Here is a 17,227-nt window from a genome sequence, read left to right as displayed (position 1 = left end):
CCGAACCCGCGTCTCGCAGGTGGGACCGGGCGGGTCAGCGCAGGCCGGCGAAGAGGTCCGTCTCGGGTACGGGCGCGTCGGTGGCGTCCTTGACGCGTACGAACGTCTCCGTGCCCATCAGTTCGCCGAACATCTCCTTGCCCATCTTGAGGAAGAAGATGTTCTCGCCCTGACTGGCGTGCGCGGCCAGTGCGTCGAACTTCTGACCGCTGAACGCCGTGGTGTCCACCCAGGTGGTGATCTCGTCGTCCGGGAGGCCGATCTCGGCCATCGCGGCGGTCTCGGCCGGGTCCGGCTCAGGCATGTCCTCCCCGAGTTCACGCAGGGTCTCCCCGAACCGCTGCATCGCCGAGCGCGGCATCGTCGTCCAGTACACCTTGGGTGTCTCCTCGATCATCTCCAGCGCCGCCATCGTGATGCGGTGGGCCTGGATGTGGTCGGGGTGGCCGTAGAAGCCGTTCTCGTCGTAGGTGACGACCACATCGGGCCGGTAGCGGCGCATGAGGTCCGCCAGCCGGGCCGCGCCTTCCGCCACGGGGGTCTGCCAGAACGAGCCGGGGGCGTCGTTGGTCGGCCAGCCCATCATCCCGGAGTCGGCGTAGTCGAGCGTCTCCAGATCGCTGATCTTCAGGACCTCGCAGCTCGCCTCCAGCTCCCGGCGGCGCATCGCGACGACGGCCGCCGGATCATGTCCGGGATCGCCCGGCTTGACACCCCCTGGTCCGTCACCGCAGCCGCCGTCGGTACACGTCACGAGAACCGTGCGGATGCCTTCCGCCGCATAGCGCGCGAGGACCCCTCCGGTTCCGGTGGCCTCGTCGTCGGGGTGGGCGTGTACCGCCATGAGCGTCAAGGGCCGGTCAGTCATGAAAAACAGTCCTCCTGCAGAAATACGTCTTCGTCCGAGTGCACGGCGGGCCTACCGGCGCTGGTCCCTCGGTCGGTGCAACCGTGCCGGCGGCACCGGCTGTTCCCGGCGCTGCGAAGCACCAGGTACGTCACCAGGTACGTCGTGGCCTGGACCGACGCCCGACATGACGGTACCGGGGCCACCGCTCCCGGCCGCCCCGGCACCTGCGGCCGCGCGTTGTCAGCCGTACACCCGAGCGCCCCCGAGCAGCAGGCCGTGTCCCGCGTTCTCGTACGCGCCTTGGTCCCTCTCCTGGACCCGGGGGAGGCCCGCATCTTCCGCCTCACCGCCCGCGACGGCAGCGCACTGCGCGAGGCCGGGATTCGCTCGGCGGGGGAGCTGACCGGCTCAGAGACCCGATGAATCGGCTGCACGCACATGGATTGTCGGTGTGCGGTCCCTTGACAGAGAGTGCGGCCGGATCGAATATGCACCAGACATCGGATGTAAGAGACGGTCAGCGCCTCCATTTCGCCCCCCACCTCGCTCGCCGGCAGCAGACGTCCAGACGCAGGCTGGTCTTCCGGCGGACGCCACGCCTGGGAAGGACCCGCCCGTGTCACCACAAGGTTCGATCACGCGGAGGCTGCTGCGCCGCGGCGGCCCGATCGCGGCAGCCCTCGGTCTGATGCTGGCGGCGCCCGTCGTGCAGTCCGCCACCGCCACGCCCGCCACCGCCGCGCCCGCCCCCACACCCTCCCCCATACTCTCCGCCGCATCCTCCGTGACGCTCTACGCGGCGCCGTCCGGGGCGGGTTCGACCTGTTCCTCCTCGTCCCCGTGTTCGCTGTCCGGAGCCCAGCAGGCGGTTCGCACCGCACTCGCCGCGGAGCCGTCCGCCGACGTCGGCGTCCTGCTGGCCGACGGTGTGTACCGCCTGTCGAGCACCTGGTCCCTCGGCCCGGCGGACTCGGGCACACCCGGCCACCCCGTGGTGTGGCGGGCAGCGCCGGGGGCGCATCCGGTGATCTCGGGAGCCTCGCAGGTCACCGGATGGACGCAGCGCGGAACGAGCGGGGTGTGGTCAGCGCCCGTACCCAGCGGCAGCGACAGCCGCCAGTTGTACGTGGGCGGCCACGCGGCCCCGATCGCGCAGGCGACCCCGGCGAGTCTGGGGTTCCGGGGCTCGTGGACCGGATCGTCGACGGGCTACACGATCTCCGGCGACCAGGCCGCGATGGCGTGGTTCGGCTCGCTGACCGCGAGCCAGGTGGCGGGAGTCGAGTTCGACTACCCCGGCGGCAACGGGCCCTGGACCGAGTCGAGATGCCGAGTGGCGAGCTTCTCCGCCTCGACCGGAGCGCTGAAGATGAGCCAGCCGTGCTGGACCAACGTGACCGCGCGCGCGTCCTTCGCGCAGGGCAGCGGCGGCCTGCCGTCCATGTCGACCAACACGATGCCCGCGCTCATCGAGAACGCGCAGACCCTGCTCGGCTCCGGGCAGTGGTTCCTGGACGGCGCCGGCGGCACGCTCTTCTACAAGCCTTCCGCAGGCCGGCAGATGTCGGCCCTCGACGTGGAACTGCCGCGCCTCGAAACCCTGGTGCGCGGCGCGGGTACGCTCGCCGCGCCCGTGCACGACATCACCTTCGGCGGACTTCAGTTCTCGTACGCGACCTGGAACGCCCCCTCCACCAGCGCCGGGTTCTCCGACGTGCAGAGCAATCTGCGGATGACCGGCGCCAACAACCAAGGCATGTGCGGGTTCTCGACGCCCGCCGGAAGCTGCCCCTGGGGAGCACTGACCCAGCCCCTGGCGAACGTCTCGTTCACCGCGTCCAAGAACATCACGTTCACCGGCAACCGCTTCGCCGAACTCGGCGGCGCAGGACTGAACGTGATGTACGGAGCGGCCAACACCCTCATCCAGGGAAACGAGTTCACCGACATCGCCTCCACCGCGATCCTCCTCGGCTGCACCTACGACCCGCTGCCGACCGACCCGTCCGAAGCCGCAGGGATCAAGCAGAACTGCACCCCCAACGGCGCGAATGACACCACCGCGATCGGCACCAACGAGATCCTGACCGGTACCACCGTGGCGGACAACGTGATCCATCACATCGGCACCGACTACTCCTCGGCCAGCGGCATCACCCTGCTGTTCTCGCAGCACACGACCATCACCCGGAACAACCTCTACGACCTGCCCTACACCGGCATCACGGCCGGGGTCGTCCAAGGCCACGTCGACCAGGCGAGCACCCCGCAGAACAGCACGAACATCAACAGCTCGAACACCATCAGCGACAACGTCTTCCACGACTACCTGTCCGTCCGCAGCGACGGCGGCGCCATCTACGTCGAGGGTCACCAGGCGCAGTACGTGTACCAGGCGGACGGGAAGACGATCGACCCGGTGCGGACCCTGGCCAACGGCCTCCAGGTCACCGGCAACATCGCGTACGACGGCCCGTCGACCAACTTCACGTACTACGACGACGCAGGCTCGGAATGGGTCAACTGGCAGGGGAACGTGGCCTTCGGCGCGGGCGCCAGCTCCCAGGGTGGCTGCAGTCCGACGGGCCACTTCTGGATCACCGGCAACTACTTCTCCGCCGGCGTCCAGTCCTACCCGTGCGCCCAGCCCGTCGACACGCACGCGAGCGGGAACACCACCATCCCGGCGACCCCCAAGCCGACCGACATCCCCAACGCCCTGCTCCGCGCGGCAGGCGCGGGCTCCGGCTCCTTCACCCCGGTCCTCTCCGTCCCCGCGAGCATCTTCTACGTGTCACCCACGGCCAACGCGACCCAGGTCCTCGTCGCAGGCGAGGGCTTCGGCCCGACAACGCCGGTGTACATCGGCACCACCCCGGTCAGCAACGTGACGCACCTGTCGAGCGGCTTCATGATCGTCCCCATCCCGGCCGGCACCACAGCGGGGCAGATCTCCGTCACCCCGCAGGTCCCCGGCTCGATCCGCCTCAACGACGACGACAGCAGAATCACCTACACCGGCTTCAGCTACGCGTCCGGCCGCTCGTACGGCGACTACCGCGGCGACATCCACTACGCGACAGCCAACGGCTCGACCGCGTCCCTCGCCTTCACCGGTACGACCGTCACGGTGTACGGCGAGCAGTACACCGACCAGGGAACCATCGCCGTCACCATCGACGGCGGCCCCCAGCAGACGGTCACCACCCTCCCGAGCGACGGCACACGCCACGCGAACGTCCCGCTCTACAAAACCAGTTCGCTCGCCTCGGGCACCCACACCATCGTGGTGACCAAGCTGTCAGGCCAGTACACCACCCTGGACGGATTCACGGTGTAACCCCGGCCGTGGTCAGTGGCCGTCCTGGGTCGACTGGAGTTCCAGGTAGCGGCGTAGTGCCTGGCCCGCCTCGTGGACGTGGTGGCGGATGTGTTGTTCCGCTGCTTTGGGGTCGCCGCGCAGGATGGCTTCCAGGATGGCCTCGTGTTCGTCCACCGCGACCGGGAGGCGGCCCGGGGCCTGGGCCGACAGCCGGTTGCCCAGGCGGACCTGGGCTATCAGGTTCTCCGCGATGGGGATCAGGCGGCGGCTGCCTGAGCCTTCCCAGATCAGGCGGTGGAAGGCCAGGTCCAACTCGCCGTACGCGTGCAGGTTGTCGGCCTCGATCGCCTTGCGTTGCCTGGTCAGCAGCCGGCGCAGTTGGGCCGCGATGCGGTCGTGGTCCGGTGCGCCCGCCGTGCGGCGGGCCGCTATGCCGTCCAGGGCCTCGCGCAGCTCGTACAGCTCCAGCAGGTCGTCGGTGCTGACTTCGGGGACGAAGTAGCCGCGGTGCGGGACGGCCAGGAGGAAGCCTTCGCGTTCGAGCGCTGCCAGGGCCGCCTTGATGGGGGTCGGGCTCAGGCCGAGTTGTTCGGCGAGGGGGCGGACGGTGACGCGGGAGCCCGGGGGGAGGGTGCCGTCGAGGATGGCGGCCCGCAGATGGTCGTAGGCAGCCTTCAGCAGTGTGTGGCGCGGGACGGTCATCGTCGCCGGCACCCCCCTTGTTATCCGTGACGGTGTCGGTTCCGAGGACGCTGCTTCCCGGGTGCGTTACCGGAGTCTGCGTTCGTACCAGCGGGACAGCAGCGTCAATGGTAGGCAGATGACGAAGAAGACGGCGAGTACGGCGCCGAGGATCGGCACCGCGTGCGACGAGCCGCCGGACAACGTGAGCCGTTCGATGGAGCGTTGTGACGCTTCGAGGATGTCCAGCACCCCGATCACCGCGGCCAGCGAGGTCTGTTGGGTGAGGTTGACGACGAGTCCGATCACCGGCGGTATCGCCCGCCGGGCCGCCTGCGGCAGCAGCACGTGCCGCATGCGGCCCGTCCAGGAGAAGCCCAGCGCCGACGCCGCCTCGGCCTGCCCGCGCGGCACCGACTGGACGGCGCCGCGCACGACTTCGGCCATGTTGGCGCTGCCCCACAGCGACAGACCCACCGCGGCGGCGACGAAGGTGTTCACCAGCAGCCCGATGACGGGCAGGACGAAGAAGATGAAGTACAGGATGATGATGATCGGCAGGCCGCGCCAGATTTCCACGTAAGCCCGCGCCACCGCCCTGACCGGCTTGCTGGGCAGGGTCAGTACGGTGCCCAGCAGGGTGCCGATCACCAGACTGGCGGCGATGCTGACCAGCGCCAGCAGCGCGGTCTCGCGCAGCCCACTGGCGACGTAACTGGCGACAGGTCCGACCCATGGGGGCATCAGTGTTCTCCCGGTATCGCGAAGCGGCGTTCGACGGCCCCGGCGCCCAGTGACATGAGCCAGACAAGACCCAGGTAGACGACGCCGATGGCCAGGAACATCTCCAAGGTCCGGAAGGTGACGGCGACGATGTTGACCGCCGTCTCGGTGAGTTCCGGGTAGCTGATCGCCACCATGAACGACGAGTTCTTGAAGACGGAGATGAGGATGTTGGTGACCGACGGCACGGCGATACGGGCGCCGAGCGGCAGTGTGACATGCCGGAAGGCGGCCAGCCTCGGGAAGCCGAGGGCCCGTCCGGCGTCGGCGTAGCCGCCTTCGACCGCCTCGAAGCCGGCCCGGAAGTTCTCCACGTTGTACGCGCCGCCCCACAGGACCAGGGACAGCCAGCCGACGGTGAAACCGTCGAGTCGCAGCCCGATGTCGGGCAGCGCGAAGAACAGGAAGAAGATCTGCACCAGGAGCGGCGTGTTGCGGAACACCTCGACGTACACCGTGACGAGTTGCCGGGCGACCGGGATCCGCAGTGCGCTGACCGCACCGAGCAGCACGCCGACGAGCAGGGCGCCGGCTATGCCGATGGCGCTGATGGCCAGCGTCCGCAGCAGGCCGGTGCCCAGCTCGCCGAGATGGTCGACGACGAAGCCCGCGTCGAAGTGGTAACCGGAGGTCTCGGGCATGGTCAGCACTGCATGGTGGAGCCGGTCGGGTAGGTCAGCTTCTTGCCCGGCCGCGGCAGGTACTTCGCGAACTGCTGCTGTACGGACGGGTCGGTGACGGTCTTCTGGAACTCGGTCCAGAAGAAGTCGGCCTGCTGCATGTGGGCCAGTGCGCCGTTGACCCACGCGAGCATCTCCGCGTCGCCCTTGCGGACGCCCATGCCCCACGGGCTGTCGGCCTTCGCGTCGCCGACGACCTTGAGGCTGGAGTTCTTCGCCGCCAGATCGAGCAGCAGTGTGTCGTCCTGGGCGAAGGCGGCACCGCGCTTCTGGTTCAGGGCGGTCAGCGCCTGGCTGGTCTCCGTGAACAGCGTCTGCTTGACGTCCTTCATGCACTGGGTCAGCCACAGACTGGCGGTGGCACCGGAGATGCTGATGACTTTCTTTCCGGCCAACTGGTCGAAGGAGTTGATCGGGGAGTCCTTCGGCACCAGCAGTTTCACACCGCTGTCGAAGTAGGGAGTGGAGAAGTCGATGGTCTTGGCGCGCTCCGCCGTGTAGTTCATCGTCGCCTCGATCAGATCGATGCGCTTGGAGGCAAGGAACGACACGCGGTTGGAGCCGGTCACACAGGTCAGGGTCAGCGCGTCGGGGTCACCGAACGCGTACGCCGCCATCTGGTGGGCGATGTCGATCTCGAAGCCCGCGTTCTTCGACGACTCGTCGATGTAACCGAACGGCGGGTAGTCGCACTTGACGCCGACGGTCAGCTTGCCCTTGCTCTTCACCTCGGCGGGCAGCGGCGCCCCCACATCCACGGGGCTGCCGGAGGTGGCGCTTGAACCGCCCCCGTCCTTGGCGGAGTTCGATGAGTCGTCGGACGAAGAGGAACAGCCGGCGGCGAGGACCAGGGCCATCGCGGCACCGACGACCATGCCGAATTTCGATCTCACGGCTTAGCTTCCTTCTGCTGGGTGTAAGGCTCTTGGGTATGAGGCTGTTGGGTGTTGAGGAGTGTGCGGGGGGTGCGCGCTATCTGAGGACCTTGCGCAGGAACTGGCTCGTCCGGGCGTGCTGCGGCCGGTCCAGCACATCGGCAGGGCGCCCCTGCTCCGCGATCACACCGCCGTCCACGAACACCAGGCGGTCGCCGAGTTCCCGGGCGAAACCCATCTCATGGGTGACACACAGCATCGTCATCCCGGACCCGGCGAGGTCCCGCATGACGTCGAGCACCTCGCTGACCAGCTCCGGGTCCAGTGCCGATGTCACCTCGTCGAACAGCATCACGTGCGGGTCCATCATCAACGCGCGGGCGATGGCGACCCGTTGCTGCTGCCCGCCCGACAACTGCCGGGGGTACGCGTCGGCCTTGTCGGCCAGCCCTACCCGGGCCAGCAGCGTGGCCGCCCGCTCGCGGGCCTGTTCCTTGGGTGTCTGGAGCAGCTTGCGCGGCGCCAGGGTGAGGTTGTCGACGGCGGACAGGTGCGGGAAGAGGTTGAACTGCTGGAACACCATGCCGATACGTCGGCGCACCTTGTTGAGGTCGACGCCAGGGCCGGTCAGGTCCTCGTTCTCCAGCAGCACCTGCCCCGAGGTCACCGGCTCCAGCAGGTTGACGCAGCGCAGCAGGGTGCTCTTGCCACCACCGGACGGGCCGATGACCGTGACCACCTCACCGCGCGCCACGGCCAGGTCGACGCCTTTGAGGACTTCGACGTCGCCGTACGATTTGTGCACCCCGCGCAGTTCCACCATCGGACCGTCAGCCTCGACGGCGTCCACCGCGTTGACGGAGTTGTCGGCGTTCAACCGGTGCCTTCCTCTCTGCGGGTGGGGGCGGGCAACACCCGCCCCCACCGGGCGAGTTACGTCCCGAGGCGCTGGAACTGGCCGGCGGTGAGCTTCGTCGAAGGCCCGTGGTAAGCGGCGTTGAAGAGCACCCGCTGCTCGGACCGGTTCCAGGTGCGGAAGCCGATCTCGCTGCCGAAGGTGACGACGTACCCCTTGCCGACCGTCCAGGACAGTCCGTTGACCGCCCCGTTGAGGCTTTCGCCGCCGATCAGCCAGCCGCTCTGCAACTGCTCGCCGCTGTCGGGGTACTTGGCCACCACGTCCACCGGGTACGTGGTCGTGTCGGACAGCTTGTACGCGTCGTCCGACACGAACCACACCGGGTTCTTGGCCGGCAGGCCCCACGCCACCGGGTTGTCGGTGTCGAACTCCTGGCTCAGCAGCGACCCCGGGCAGTAGAAGTCCGAGGAAGAGCCGCCGGGCAGCGCGGAGGTGAGCGGCAGGCCGAGCAGCGACGTGGCCGTGGAGGTCCCGCTGCCGAAGCTGACGAGGGTGCCGCCGCCGGTCACGAAGTCGTGGAGCTGGGTCCAGCCGGCCGTGCCGACACCGAACGCCCAGGCCCAGTCGGCCGGGTAGTTCTTCGGGTTCAGGCCGTTGACGATGGAGTTCTTGCTGACCCCCTCCGGCATGATGATGGCGTCGTACGTGTCGGCGAGATGCGCGTAGTCGCTCGCCGACACGACGGAGTACTCCACCCCGTACTGCTCGAACGTCCACATCAGCCAGCCGGACGGCATGTTGTCCGGCGGCTTGAGCAGGCCGATCCTGGTGTTCTGCTTGAGCTGGACGCCCGCCACGGCAGGCACCGTGCGGAGGGTGGCCACCGGGATGCCGGTGGCCTTCGACTGCGCCTGCAGCAGCTCACGCGCCGCGGAGGACGGCGGTACGAGGAACGTGCCGGCCGGGAACGTGCGCCCGCCGTCGGTGAATTGGGCGGCGGCGCGGAACGTGGGGATCTTCTTCTTCTGCAGCGCGGCGACGATCCGGAACACCCCGTACGACTCGGGGCCGATCGCGTACGCCCCGGTGCGCGGCGGCGCGGACGGTGTGGTGACCGCCGGCGGCTTGACGGAGCTGAGCCGCTTCGTCCTCGTCGTGAAGGACGTCGCAATGAGGTCGGCCTCGAAGCCGAGCAGCATCGGCAGGGTCTGCGCCGTGGTGTCGTACGGCCGTTGCGGCGGGCCGCCGGGGTACTGCAGCAACTGCGGGTACTCCTGCACCTCCAGCAGCGTCTTGGCGAACCCGGCGTACGGCTGCTGCAGATAGATGATGTACGAGCCCGCCGGGTACTGCTTGCCGTCGGCGCTGAACGAGGTCTGCGCCTGGCTGATCTCCACCGCGCCGAGATGGAAGATCTCCAGCGCGTCCCGCACCGCTTGCGGGTCGCGCTGCCCCGCCGGGATGACATAGGCGTACGGGCTGGTCCGGGTGACCGCCTTGAGCCCGACGCGGTAGGAGTTGTACAGCCAGTTGTAGGTGTCGTACGCGACGTTCTCCAGACCCGAGTAGAAGGCCTGGGAGACCCAGTCGATGATATTGCGCAGGGTCCAGGTGTTCGAGTCGTACGGCTCGATGAAGTTGATGTCCGTGGTCTGCTGGCCGAGCGGCTTCGAACCCACCTGCGGATACGCGAGGTTGGACGCCGACGCCGCCTCGGTGAGGATGCGCGCCGCGCCGTGGTAGACGCAGTACTGCCGGGACGGGGACCAGTAGTCGTACTCCGAGCCCCAGCCGTTGCCCTTCATACCGGCGACGGTCATGCCCCGCTGCATCGCCAGACCCACCGTGTCGGTCTGCTGCACCAGGATGGTGTCGATGTTGGGGTCGTACGGCGACAGGTACGGCGGTGTGAACAGCCGCGGAGAGCCGCTGCTCGCGCCGTGCGAGTCCTGGAAGACATGGGGCCGGTACTTGTTCAGGATCGAGACGTTGTACTTGCTCTCGACCTGGGTCAGCATGATCCAGTCGCGGTTGTCGTCGTGGCCGGTGTACTTGTTGTACAGGTCGGGATAGGTGCGCGAGTAGCTGGTGCCGGCCGTGGCGGCGAAGTAGTCGTTGACGAGGACGAGTCCGTCCGGGTTCTGACACGGCTGGAGCAGGATGACGAGGTTGTCGAGGATCTTCTCGATGTAGTCGGACTTCTCCGTGGCCAGCCGGTACGCCCATTCGATGGCGGCCTGGGAGTTGCCGACCTCGGTCGAGTGGATACCCGCCTGCACGTAGTAGAACGGCACGCTCTTGGTGGCCAGTTGCTTCGACTCGGCCTCCGAAAGGCCACGGGGATCGGCGAGTCTGGCGTTGTTGGCGACCAGCTTGTCGAGATTGGCCAGGTTCTTCGGCGAGCTGATGGTCAGCAGGACGTACGGGTAGCCCCGGGTGGTCTTGCCGATCTCCTCGTACTTCACCCGGTCGCTGCGGGCCCCGATCAGCTCGAAGTACGGGACCATGTCCTTCCATTGGGCCAGATAGCCGTCGGTCCCGATCGGCGTGCCGAAGTACTTCGCCGGGGTCGGGATGGGCCCTTTGTTCTGCTTCGCTGTGCCCGGCTGGTCGTGTCCTGGGGGGATCGCGGGGGCCGCGGAGGCGGAGCCCGGGTGCATCACTGTCGCCGCCGCACCGGCGCCGGCCGCCGCGGTGGTGCGAAGAAGCGTTCGGCGGGAGAGTCTTGAGCTTTCGCTGCTGGTCATCTACCGACATCGCCTTTCACGGTCCGGCGTGTGCCGGGCCGTTGTCCGTCGCGGGGCCGGGGAGGGCCGGCTCCGCTGGTCTGCGGGGTGTCGTGCAATGCCGCACGCGGCGCGACGCTGCGCCACGGGCCTGAGAACCGTGCGAGAAAAGCGGGCGGAAAACGTTGTCCGCGAACGCAATGTGCCAGCCGATGTCGAGTCAAGGCAACGGTTCGAACTTGGATTTAATATTAAAAGCATGTTGCATCGTGCCTGGCTGACGGGTCGCCAGGTGGGTGACAGGCCTCAGCAGGACGCAAAAAGGCCGGCATCGCGGGGATGCCGGCCGGTTGGTTCTGCCACGGTCTCAGTGAGGCACCGGCTCCCACGCGAAGCCGTCCGGATCGGTGAACGGGCCGACGTCGGCGGCGATGGCCAGCCGGTGCGATCCGGTCCCTTCGGCGGGGACGCCCGCGTCCTTGGCCAGGGCCTTGCGGCCGTAGAGGGCGAGCAGGACGGGGCTCGACGGCAGCGCGAACTCGACGTACTTCTTGCCGAAGCTCTTGCCCACCGTGAGCCCCTGGTCGACGTAGAACTGCTTCGTCGCGGTCACGTCCGCGCAGCCCAGCAGGAGCACGAACCGCTCGATCTCGCGGCTCGCCGGGCCCTTGTCCTTCTTCGTCGCCGTCGCGATCTTCCAGAGCGCCCCGTCGGGGGCCTGTACGACGCCGCCGTACCCCCAGAACGACTTCGCGGCCGGTTTGACGGCCGTGGCGCCGGCGCCGAGGGCCGCGTCGATGAGGGCGTCGGCATCCGCCGGCTGGGCGACGGTGAGGGACAGCGTGAAGCCGCGGAAGCCGGTCGTCGGCGGCTCGGCCGCCCGTAGGCGCACCTGGCTGTCCAGGCCGAAGGCGGTCTTGTAGAAGTGGTCGGCGGCGGCAGGGTCGGCCGCGTCGAGAATGACGGAATCGATGGAGGTCATGGCATGAATCTAGGGCGGCTCCCCGGCCCGCGCTTCTCGAATCCTGCCCGGTCCGGTTCCCGGTCATTCATCGGATGGGTCCGGGGGAGCGGTTCGCTTCCCTCGTGCGTAAAGCATTGACAGGTTCTCGTCACGCTCCAATCATCGGATGTCATGACCGAACTTCCCAGGCGACATGTCATCGGAATGACTGCGGGAGCGGCACTCGGCGCCGCGATGATCGTTCCGGCCACAGCCGAGGCAAGCCCGCTCGCCGCGAGGCCGCCGGCCGAGGGGAGACACCCGGTGGACGACAGCCACTGGGGCACGGTGCCCGCCGCAGTTCCGGTGCCGCTGGAGCGCTGGTACGACAACGACGGCATCGACACGGCGAGCGCGCCCGGCGGGAACTTCGACGGCTCCGGATACACCTTCCCCGGCGAGGAACTGCCGCCGGGGGAGCAGGAGATCGACGGCGTCACGTACGTATTCCCCGGCTCGGGCGCCGGCGTCAAGAACAACATCGTCGCGATGGGGCAGCGGCTCGACCTGCCCCCGGGCCGCTATCTGTCCGCCCTCTTCCTCACCTCGTGCAGCTACGGCGCCACCTCGGGCCAGGCCACCGTCCACTACGCCGACGGCACCACCGGCGGCGCCGGGCTCGGCGGCGCCGACTGGTACGCCGGCAGCGGTGCGCTGACCTCCCCGTACCGCTACGACCCGACCGGTGCCAAGGACCAGCACCAGGTCGTCATCGGTGTCTCCGAACTCGCCCTGGACCCGGCCAGGGAGGCGGTGGCCGTCACCCTGCCGGTCACCCACGCGGCGACCGAGAACAGCGCGTCGCTGCACATCTTCGCGCTCTCCCTGCAACCGGCCGCCGAGGGCCGGGCGGTGTCCCTGCGCGACGCCCACTCGACGGCGTCCCTGCTCGGCGACGGCGCCCAGAGCGTCGAGGCGACGATCGTCAACGCGGGCAGCGTCGGGATAATCGCCTCGGACGCGCTCACCCTTTCGGTGGACGTCCCCGGCGCCCGCACCGTCGCCCCCGCGAAGGTCACCAGGCTCGCGCCGGGCGACCAGGCCCGGGTCAGGATCGGCATCAGGTCCGCACCTGGCACCGCCCCCGGCACCGTACGCGGCGGCCATGTCCTCGCCACCAGCCACGGCCGGAGCGCGGCCCGCACCGCGCGCGATCTCACCCTCGGTGTGGCCGACTACCGGCCCACCGACGACTCCCTCAACTCGCACCAGGCGCCGTACTGGTTCCAGGACGCCAAGTTCGGCATCTTCATCCACTGGGGCGTCTACTCCGTTCCCGCCTGGGCGCCCGTCGGCGTGCAGTACGCGGAGTGGTACTGGGCGCAGATGCAGGACCCCGCCAACCCCACGTACGCACACCACCGCGACACCTACGGCGAGGCGTTCGCGTACGACGACTTCATCCCGCGGTTCCGCGCGGAGAAGTTCGACCCGCGCTCCTGGGTGGAACTCTTCCGCGAGGCGGGGGCCCAGTACCACGTCCTGACGTCCAAGCACCATGAGGGTTTCGCGCTCTGGGACACCAAGCTCTCCGACCGCAACTCGGTGAAGATGGGCCCGAAGAGAGACATCGTCAGGGAACTCTTCGACGCGTCGCGCCGCTACGCGCCCGAGCTGCACCGGGGGTTGTACTTCTCGATGCCGGAGTGGTTCAACCCGGACAACCCCTGGCAGGGGCACGCGCCGCGCAACCCGTACACCCTCGAACCGCTGCCCTACACCGGTTATACGGCCGGCAAGGACTACGTCCAGGGCCTCCAGGCCCCGCAGATGCTGGAGTTGATCGAGAACTACGGCCCCGAGGTCATCTGGTGCGACATCGGCGGCGACAACGACAGCCGCCATGTGCTGGCGGAGTACTTCAACCACGCCAAGAACCGGGCCAGGCCCGTCGAGGTGACCGTCAACGACCGCTCCGGCATCGGTCCGCACGACTTCACCACGCCCGAATACACCACGTACGACACCGTCGTCACGGCGAAGTGGGAGGCGAGCAGGGGCCTCGACCCGCGCTCGTACGGCTACAACGCCGAGACCCCAGACGACAAGTACATGACGACGGAGGAGGTCGTCCACTCCCTCGTCGACATCGTGTCGAAGAACGGCAACTTCCTGCTCGACATCGGCCCGCGCGCCGACGGCACGATCCCCGGGATCATGGAGCGCCGGCTCCGCGAGACCGGGGCATGGCTCAAGGTCAACGGCGAGGCGATCTACGGCAGTACGTACTGGGCGAGGATGCCGCAGCTCGGCGACGACCTGCGCTTCACCGTCAAGCCGAACGACGCGTTCTACATCCACTCGCTGGTACGGCCGGGCGCCACGCTGACGGTCGAGGCTCCGGTGCCGATCAGGCCCGGCGACCGCGTCACCCTGCTCGGGTACCACCGTCCGCTGACCTGGCGTACGGCGGGCGGCTCACTGGTCGTGGACGTACCGAAGGCGGCGCGCGACGCGGGTGAGCACGTCTGGGTCTTCAAGGTCGACTGGCGCTCCTGACCCGGAAGGTCCTGACGCCGTCCCGACTGCCGCTCACCCGCAGGGCCCAGCCGATCAGCGGGGCCTGGAGCGGCAGTCGGGCGTACGCCGCGGCCTTGAGCGGCGCCGGCTTGTGCCGCCAGTCGTACGCCATCTTCACGTTCGCCGGGAAGACGGCGGCGAAGAACCCGGCGGCGAGCAGTCCACCGAACCGGCGGGTACGCGGCAGGGCGACGCTCGTCGCGAGGGCCAGTTCCACGGCGCCGCTCGCACAGGTCCAGGTGCGCCCGGTGCCGGGCAGTGAGCGGGGCACCATTGCCTCGAACAGGGCGGGCCGGGCCAGGTGCAGCACGCCGGCTCCGGCGAGCAGCCCGGCCAGCAGCCGGGGGGAGAGCGAGGGTGCGGCCACGGAAGCTCCAGAGATGTAGGCGGCGCTGACGCCCGTAGGTTACCCGCCGGTTCAGACGGTCGTCACAGGAACACCCGCCGCCGCGATCTTCGCCAGCTCCTCCTTCGCCGCGTCCCCGTCGGTGACCAGATGCCCCACGGCCGACAGCGGGCAGATCCTCGCCAGCGTCACCTTCCCGATCTTCGAGCTGTCCGCCACCACGACGGTGAGGCTGCTGCTGGCGGTGAAGGCCCGGTCGGTCGCGGCTTCGAGCTGGTCGTGCGTCGTGCAGCCGTGCGCCGCGCCGATCCCGTCCACCCCCAGGAACGTCACATCGGTGTGGTACTCGGTGAGCGTCCGCTCCGCGATCGGGCCGACGAGTTCGTAACTCTCGCTGCGCGCGAGGCCCCCGACGACGACGAGCGTGACGTCCTTGTGCAGGATCAACTCGGCGGCGATGTTGACCGCGTTGGTCACGATGGTGACAGGGCCGCGCCCGGCGAGGATCCGGGCGATCTCCGTCGCCGTCGAACCGCCGGTCATCCCGACGACCGCACCGGCGGGGACCAGCGCCGCCGCGGCCTGGGCGATCGCCAGCTTCTCCGGTCTGCGGCGCTCGCTGCGGTACTGCAGCGGCGCTTCGAGGCCGATGTTCCCGACGGCGGCGCCGCCATGGGTCCTGCGCAGCAGATTCAGACCGTCCAGATGCTGGAGATCGCGGCGCACCGTGGCTCCCGATACGCGCAGCACCCGGGACAGATCCTCGACGCTCACGCTGCCTTCCGCGGAGACATGCTCAAGGATGCGCGCATGGCGCTCAGTTCTCAGCATGCCCGCAGCATAACCAGATCCGACCGGTGAGCGCTTTCCGGTGCGCTGGTCTGCTGTTGGCCGTCCACCGCGGGCTCACCACCGCCGTACCGCGCAAGCCCGTGCGCAGTTTTGCGCAGATTCGATCTCTTGACATGACGAATACTGCTCGATTTACTGCTGCCGACGTCGCAACAGCGTTCGGCGTCAGAGGTACGCCCAGCCGGTAGACGGTGTGACGCCGTGAGCCCGGACAAAGTCGCCAGGGTGTGGACACCCGAGGCGGGGACGTGCCCTCGTTCAGTCGGAGTCCGATGATGAAGGTCCGCCTCCTCCGGCGATCGACTCGACACGGCGCGCGCCCCGCGGCGGCTGTGCGGTACCCACTGATGCCCACCGCCCGCCGACTCCCGCACCCACGCACGCCTTTCGACGCTTCCCTGGAGGTCCAGTGGCTCTTGGCCAGCACGCCCTCACCCGTCACTCGCGCCGGACGGTGCTGCGCGCCGGCGCGGGCGCGGCGGCAGCGACCGCCCTGTCCGCCTGCGGCGGCGGTTCCGACGACGGTGTCGGCGCCGACGGGCGCGTCACGATCGAGATGTGGCACGGCCAGAGCGACACCGGGCTCAAGGCCATCAAGGCCCTGACGCAGCGGTTCACCCGCTCCCATCCGCACATCCGCGTCGACCTGGGCGGGGGAGTGCTGTCGGACGCGATGCTGCAGAAGGTCAGCGCCGCGCTGGCGTCCGGTGCCTATCCCGACATCGCCTACATCTTCGGCTCCGACCTCGCCGGGGTGGCGCGGAGTCCCCAAGTGGTCGACCTGACGGACATGGTGCACTCGGGCCGTACGCCCTGGAACAACTACTGGGCGTCGGCCAGGGAAGCCGTCACCATCAACGGACGGGTCCGCGCCTCGCCCGCGCTCCTCGACACCCTCGCCGTGGTCTGCAACAAGAAGCTCTTCCGCGAGGCCGGCGTCCCGCTGCCCGAAGCGGGCTGGACGTGGCAGGACTTCGAGGAGACGGCGCACCGGCTGACCAACTCCTCCCGGGGCACGTTCGGCACGGGCTGGCCGGGTGTCGGGGACGAGGACACCGTGTGGCGGATCTGGCCGATGGTGTGGGACCTCGGCGGCGATGTCATCGCCGACGACGGCCGCAGCATCGGCTTCGAGGAGGCGGGGGTACGCGCCCTCGGTACGGTCGAGGCGCTGGCGAAGTCCCGCAGCGTCTACATCGACCCGAAGCCCGGCACCGAGCAGATGTACCAGGTCTTCGCCTCCGGCCGGATGGGCATGGTCGTCACGGGCCCGTGGCAGCTTCCCGACATCCGCGAGGCGAAGGTCGACTACGCGGTCGTACCGCTGCCCAGCTACAGCGGCAAGCCCATCACCATCTCGGGCCCCGACACCTGGACGGTCTTCGACAACGGAGAAGCGCGGGCCGAAGCGGCGCGCACCTTCGTGTCCTGGCTGGCCCAGCCGGAGCAGGACGTCCAGTGGGACGTCCAGGCCGGCAGCCTGCCGCTCAGCAGGCGCAGTGAGGCCATGCCGGCCTGGCAGGCGCAGGCGGCGGACACCGAAGGGCTCGACGTGTTCACCAAGGCGCTCGAAACGGCGCGCGTCCGCCCCGTACACCCCGCCTACCCGCAGGTGTCGATCGCGCTGGGCCAGGCCGTCGTGTCCGTGCTGCTCGGCAAGAGCACCCCGGCCCAGGCGATGCGCCGCTGCGCCGGCGATGCCAGGGCCGCTCTCGTCATACCCCGCTGAG

The 17,227-nt window shown here is 68.9% G+C and carries 14 protein-coding genes; 4 read left to right on the top strand and 10 right to left on the bottom strand.

Annotated features, from left to right (window positions below):
- Positions 1 to 34 precede the first annotated feature (34 nt).
- The gene (locus ACZ63I_RS18075; RefSeq protein ID WP_469339703.1) at positions 35 to 868 is read right to left on the bottom strand and encodes a PIG-L family deacetylase; all 834 of its coding nucleotides are present in this window, start codon (positions 866 to 868) and stop codon (positions 35 to 37) included.
- Between the two features lie 258 nt (positions 869 to 1,126).
- Here ACZ63I_RS18075 and ACZ63I_RS18070 point away from each other — a divergent pair, with 258 nt between their 5' ends.
- Complete coding sequence (locus ACZ63I_RS18070; protein ID WP_469339701.1) at positions 1,127 to 1,273, top strand: hypothetical protein; 147 nt, start codon at positions 1,127 to 1,129, stop codon at positions 1,271 to 1,273.
- A gap of 193 nt (positions 1,274 to 1,466) precedes the next feature.
- Positions 1,467 to 4,190: a hypothetical protein gene (locus ACZ63I_RS18065; RefSeq protein ID WP_469339700.1), complete on the top strand. Its 2,724-nt coding sequence runs from the start codon at positions 1,467 to 1,469 to the stop codon at positions 4,188 to 4,190.
- A gap of 12 nt (positions 4,191 to 4,202) precedes the next feature.
- Here the strand turns inward: ACZ63I_RS18065 and ACZ63I_RS18060 are convergent, their stop codons facing one another.
- From ACZ63I_RS18060 to ACZ63I_RS18030, 7 genes are all read right to left on the bottom strand, one after another.
- Positions 4,203 to 4,874 (bottom strand): GntR family transcriptional regulator, encoded by a 672-nt coding sequence (locus ACZ63I_RS18060; protein ID WP_469339698.1) that lies wholly within the window; start codon positions 4,872 to 4,874, stop codon positions 4,203 to 4,205.
- Between the two features lie 66 nt (positions 4,875 to 4,940).
- Positions 4,941 to 5,597: an amino acid ABC transporter permease gene (locus tag ACZ63I_RS18055; RefSeq protein WP_469339697.1), complete on the bottom strand. Its 657-nt coding sequence runs from the start codon at positions 5,595 to 5,597 to the stop codon at positions 4,941 to 4,943.
- A complete protein-coding gene (locus tag ACZ63I_RS18050) occupies positions 5,597 to 6,277 on the bottom strand; it encodes an amino acid ABC transporter permease (RefSeq protein WP_469339695.1) in 681 nt (226 codons plus the stop codon). Before ACZ63I_RS18050 ends, ACZ63I_RS18055 begins: the two co-directional genes overlap by 1 nt.
- A gap of 2 nt (positions 6,278 to 6,279) precedes the next feature.
- Positions 6,280 to 7,209, bottom strand: a complete 930-nt coding sequence (locus tag ACZ63I_RS18045; protein ID WP_469339693.1) for a transporter substrate-binding domain-containing protein — start codon at positions 7,207 to 7,209, stop codon at positions 6,280 to 6,282.
- A gap of 79 nt (positions 7,210 to 7,288) precedes the next feature.
- A complete protein-coding gene (locus ACZ63I_RS18040; RefSeq protein WP_469339958.1) occupies positions 7,289 to 8,014 on the bottom strand; it encodes an amino acid ABC transporter ATP-binding protein in 726 nt (241 codons plus the stop codon).
- Positions 8,015 to 8,124: 110 nt separating this feature from the next.
- Positions 8,125 to 10,797 carry a M14 family zinc carboxypeptidase gene (locus ACZ63I_RS18035; protein WP_469339691.1) on the bottom strand — a complete coding sequence of 891 codons (2,673 nt, stop codon included), beginning with the start codon at positions 10,795 to 10,797 and terminating at the stop codon, positions 8,125 to 8,127.
- Positions 10,798 to 11,143: 346 nt separating this feature from the next.
- The gene (locus ACZ63I_RS18030) at positions 11,144 to 11,758 is read right to left on the bottom strand and encodes a VOC family protein (RefSeq protein WP_469339689.1); all 615 of its coding nucleotides are present in this window, start codon (positions 11,756 to 11,758) and stop codon (positions 11,144 to 11,146) included.
- 153 nt (positions 11,759 to 11,911) lie between these two features.
- On the opposite strand from ACZ63I_RS18030, the gene ACZ63I_RS18025 reads away from it, so the two are divergent.
- Positions 11,912 to 14,278 (top strand): alpha-L-fucosidase, encoded by a 2,367-nt coding sequence (locus ACZ63I_RS18025; protein ID WP_469339687.1) that lies wholly within the window; start codon positions 11,912 to 11,914, stop codon positions 14,276 to 14,278.
- Here the strand turns inward: ACZ63I_RS18025 and ACZ63I_RS18020 are convergent.
- Both ACZ63I_RS18020 and ACZ63I_RS18015 read right to left on the bottom strand, forming a co-directional pair.
- Positions 14,256 to 14,666, bottom strand: coding sequence for a DoxX family protein (locus ACZ63I_RS18020; RefSeq protein WP_469339685.1), 411 nt, complete (start codon positions 14,664 to 14,666; stop codon positions 14,256 to 14,258). The genes ACZ63I_RS18025 and ACZ63I_RS18020 overlap by 23 nt on opposite strands.
- A gap of 51 nt (positions 14,667 to 14,717) precedes the next feature.
- Positions 14,718 to 15,476: a DeoR/GlpR family DNA-binding transcription regulator gene (locus ACZ63I_RS18015; protein WP_469339683.1), complete on the bottom strand. Its 759-nt coding sequence runs from the start codon at positions 15,474 to 15,476 to the stop codon at positions 14,718 to 14,720.
- 430 nt (positions 15,477 to 15,906) lie between these two features.
- Here ACZ63I_RS18015 and ACZ63I_RS18010 point away from each other — a divergent pair, with 430 nt between their 5' ends.
- Positions 15,907 to 17,226: an ABC transporter substrate-binding protein gene (locus ACZ63I_RS18010; protein ID WP_469339682.1), complete on the top strand. Its 1,320-nt coding sequence runs from the start codon at positions 15,907 to 15,909 to the stop codon at positions 17,224 to 17,226.
- Position 17,227 lies beyond the last annotated feature (1 nt).

It is taken from the genome of Streptomyces sp. NPDC087906 (assembly GCF_055584925.1).
The sequence above is the reverse complement of the archived record's forward strand: the minus strand, read 5'-3'. Positions and strand labels throughout refer to the sequence as shown.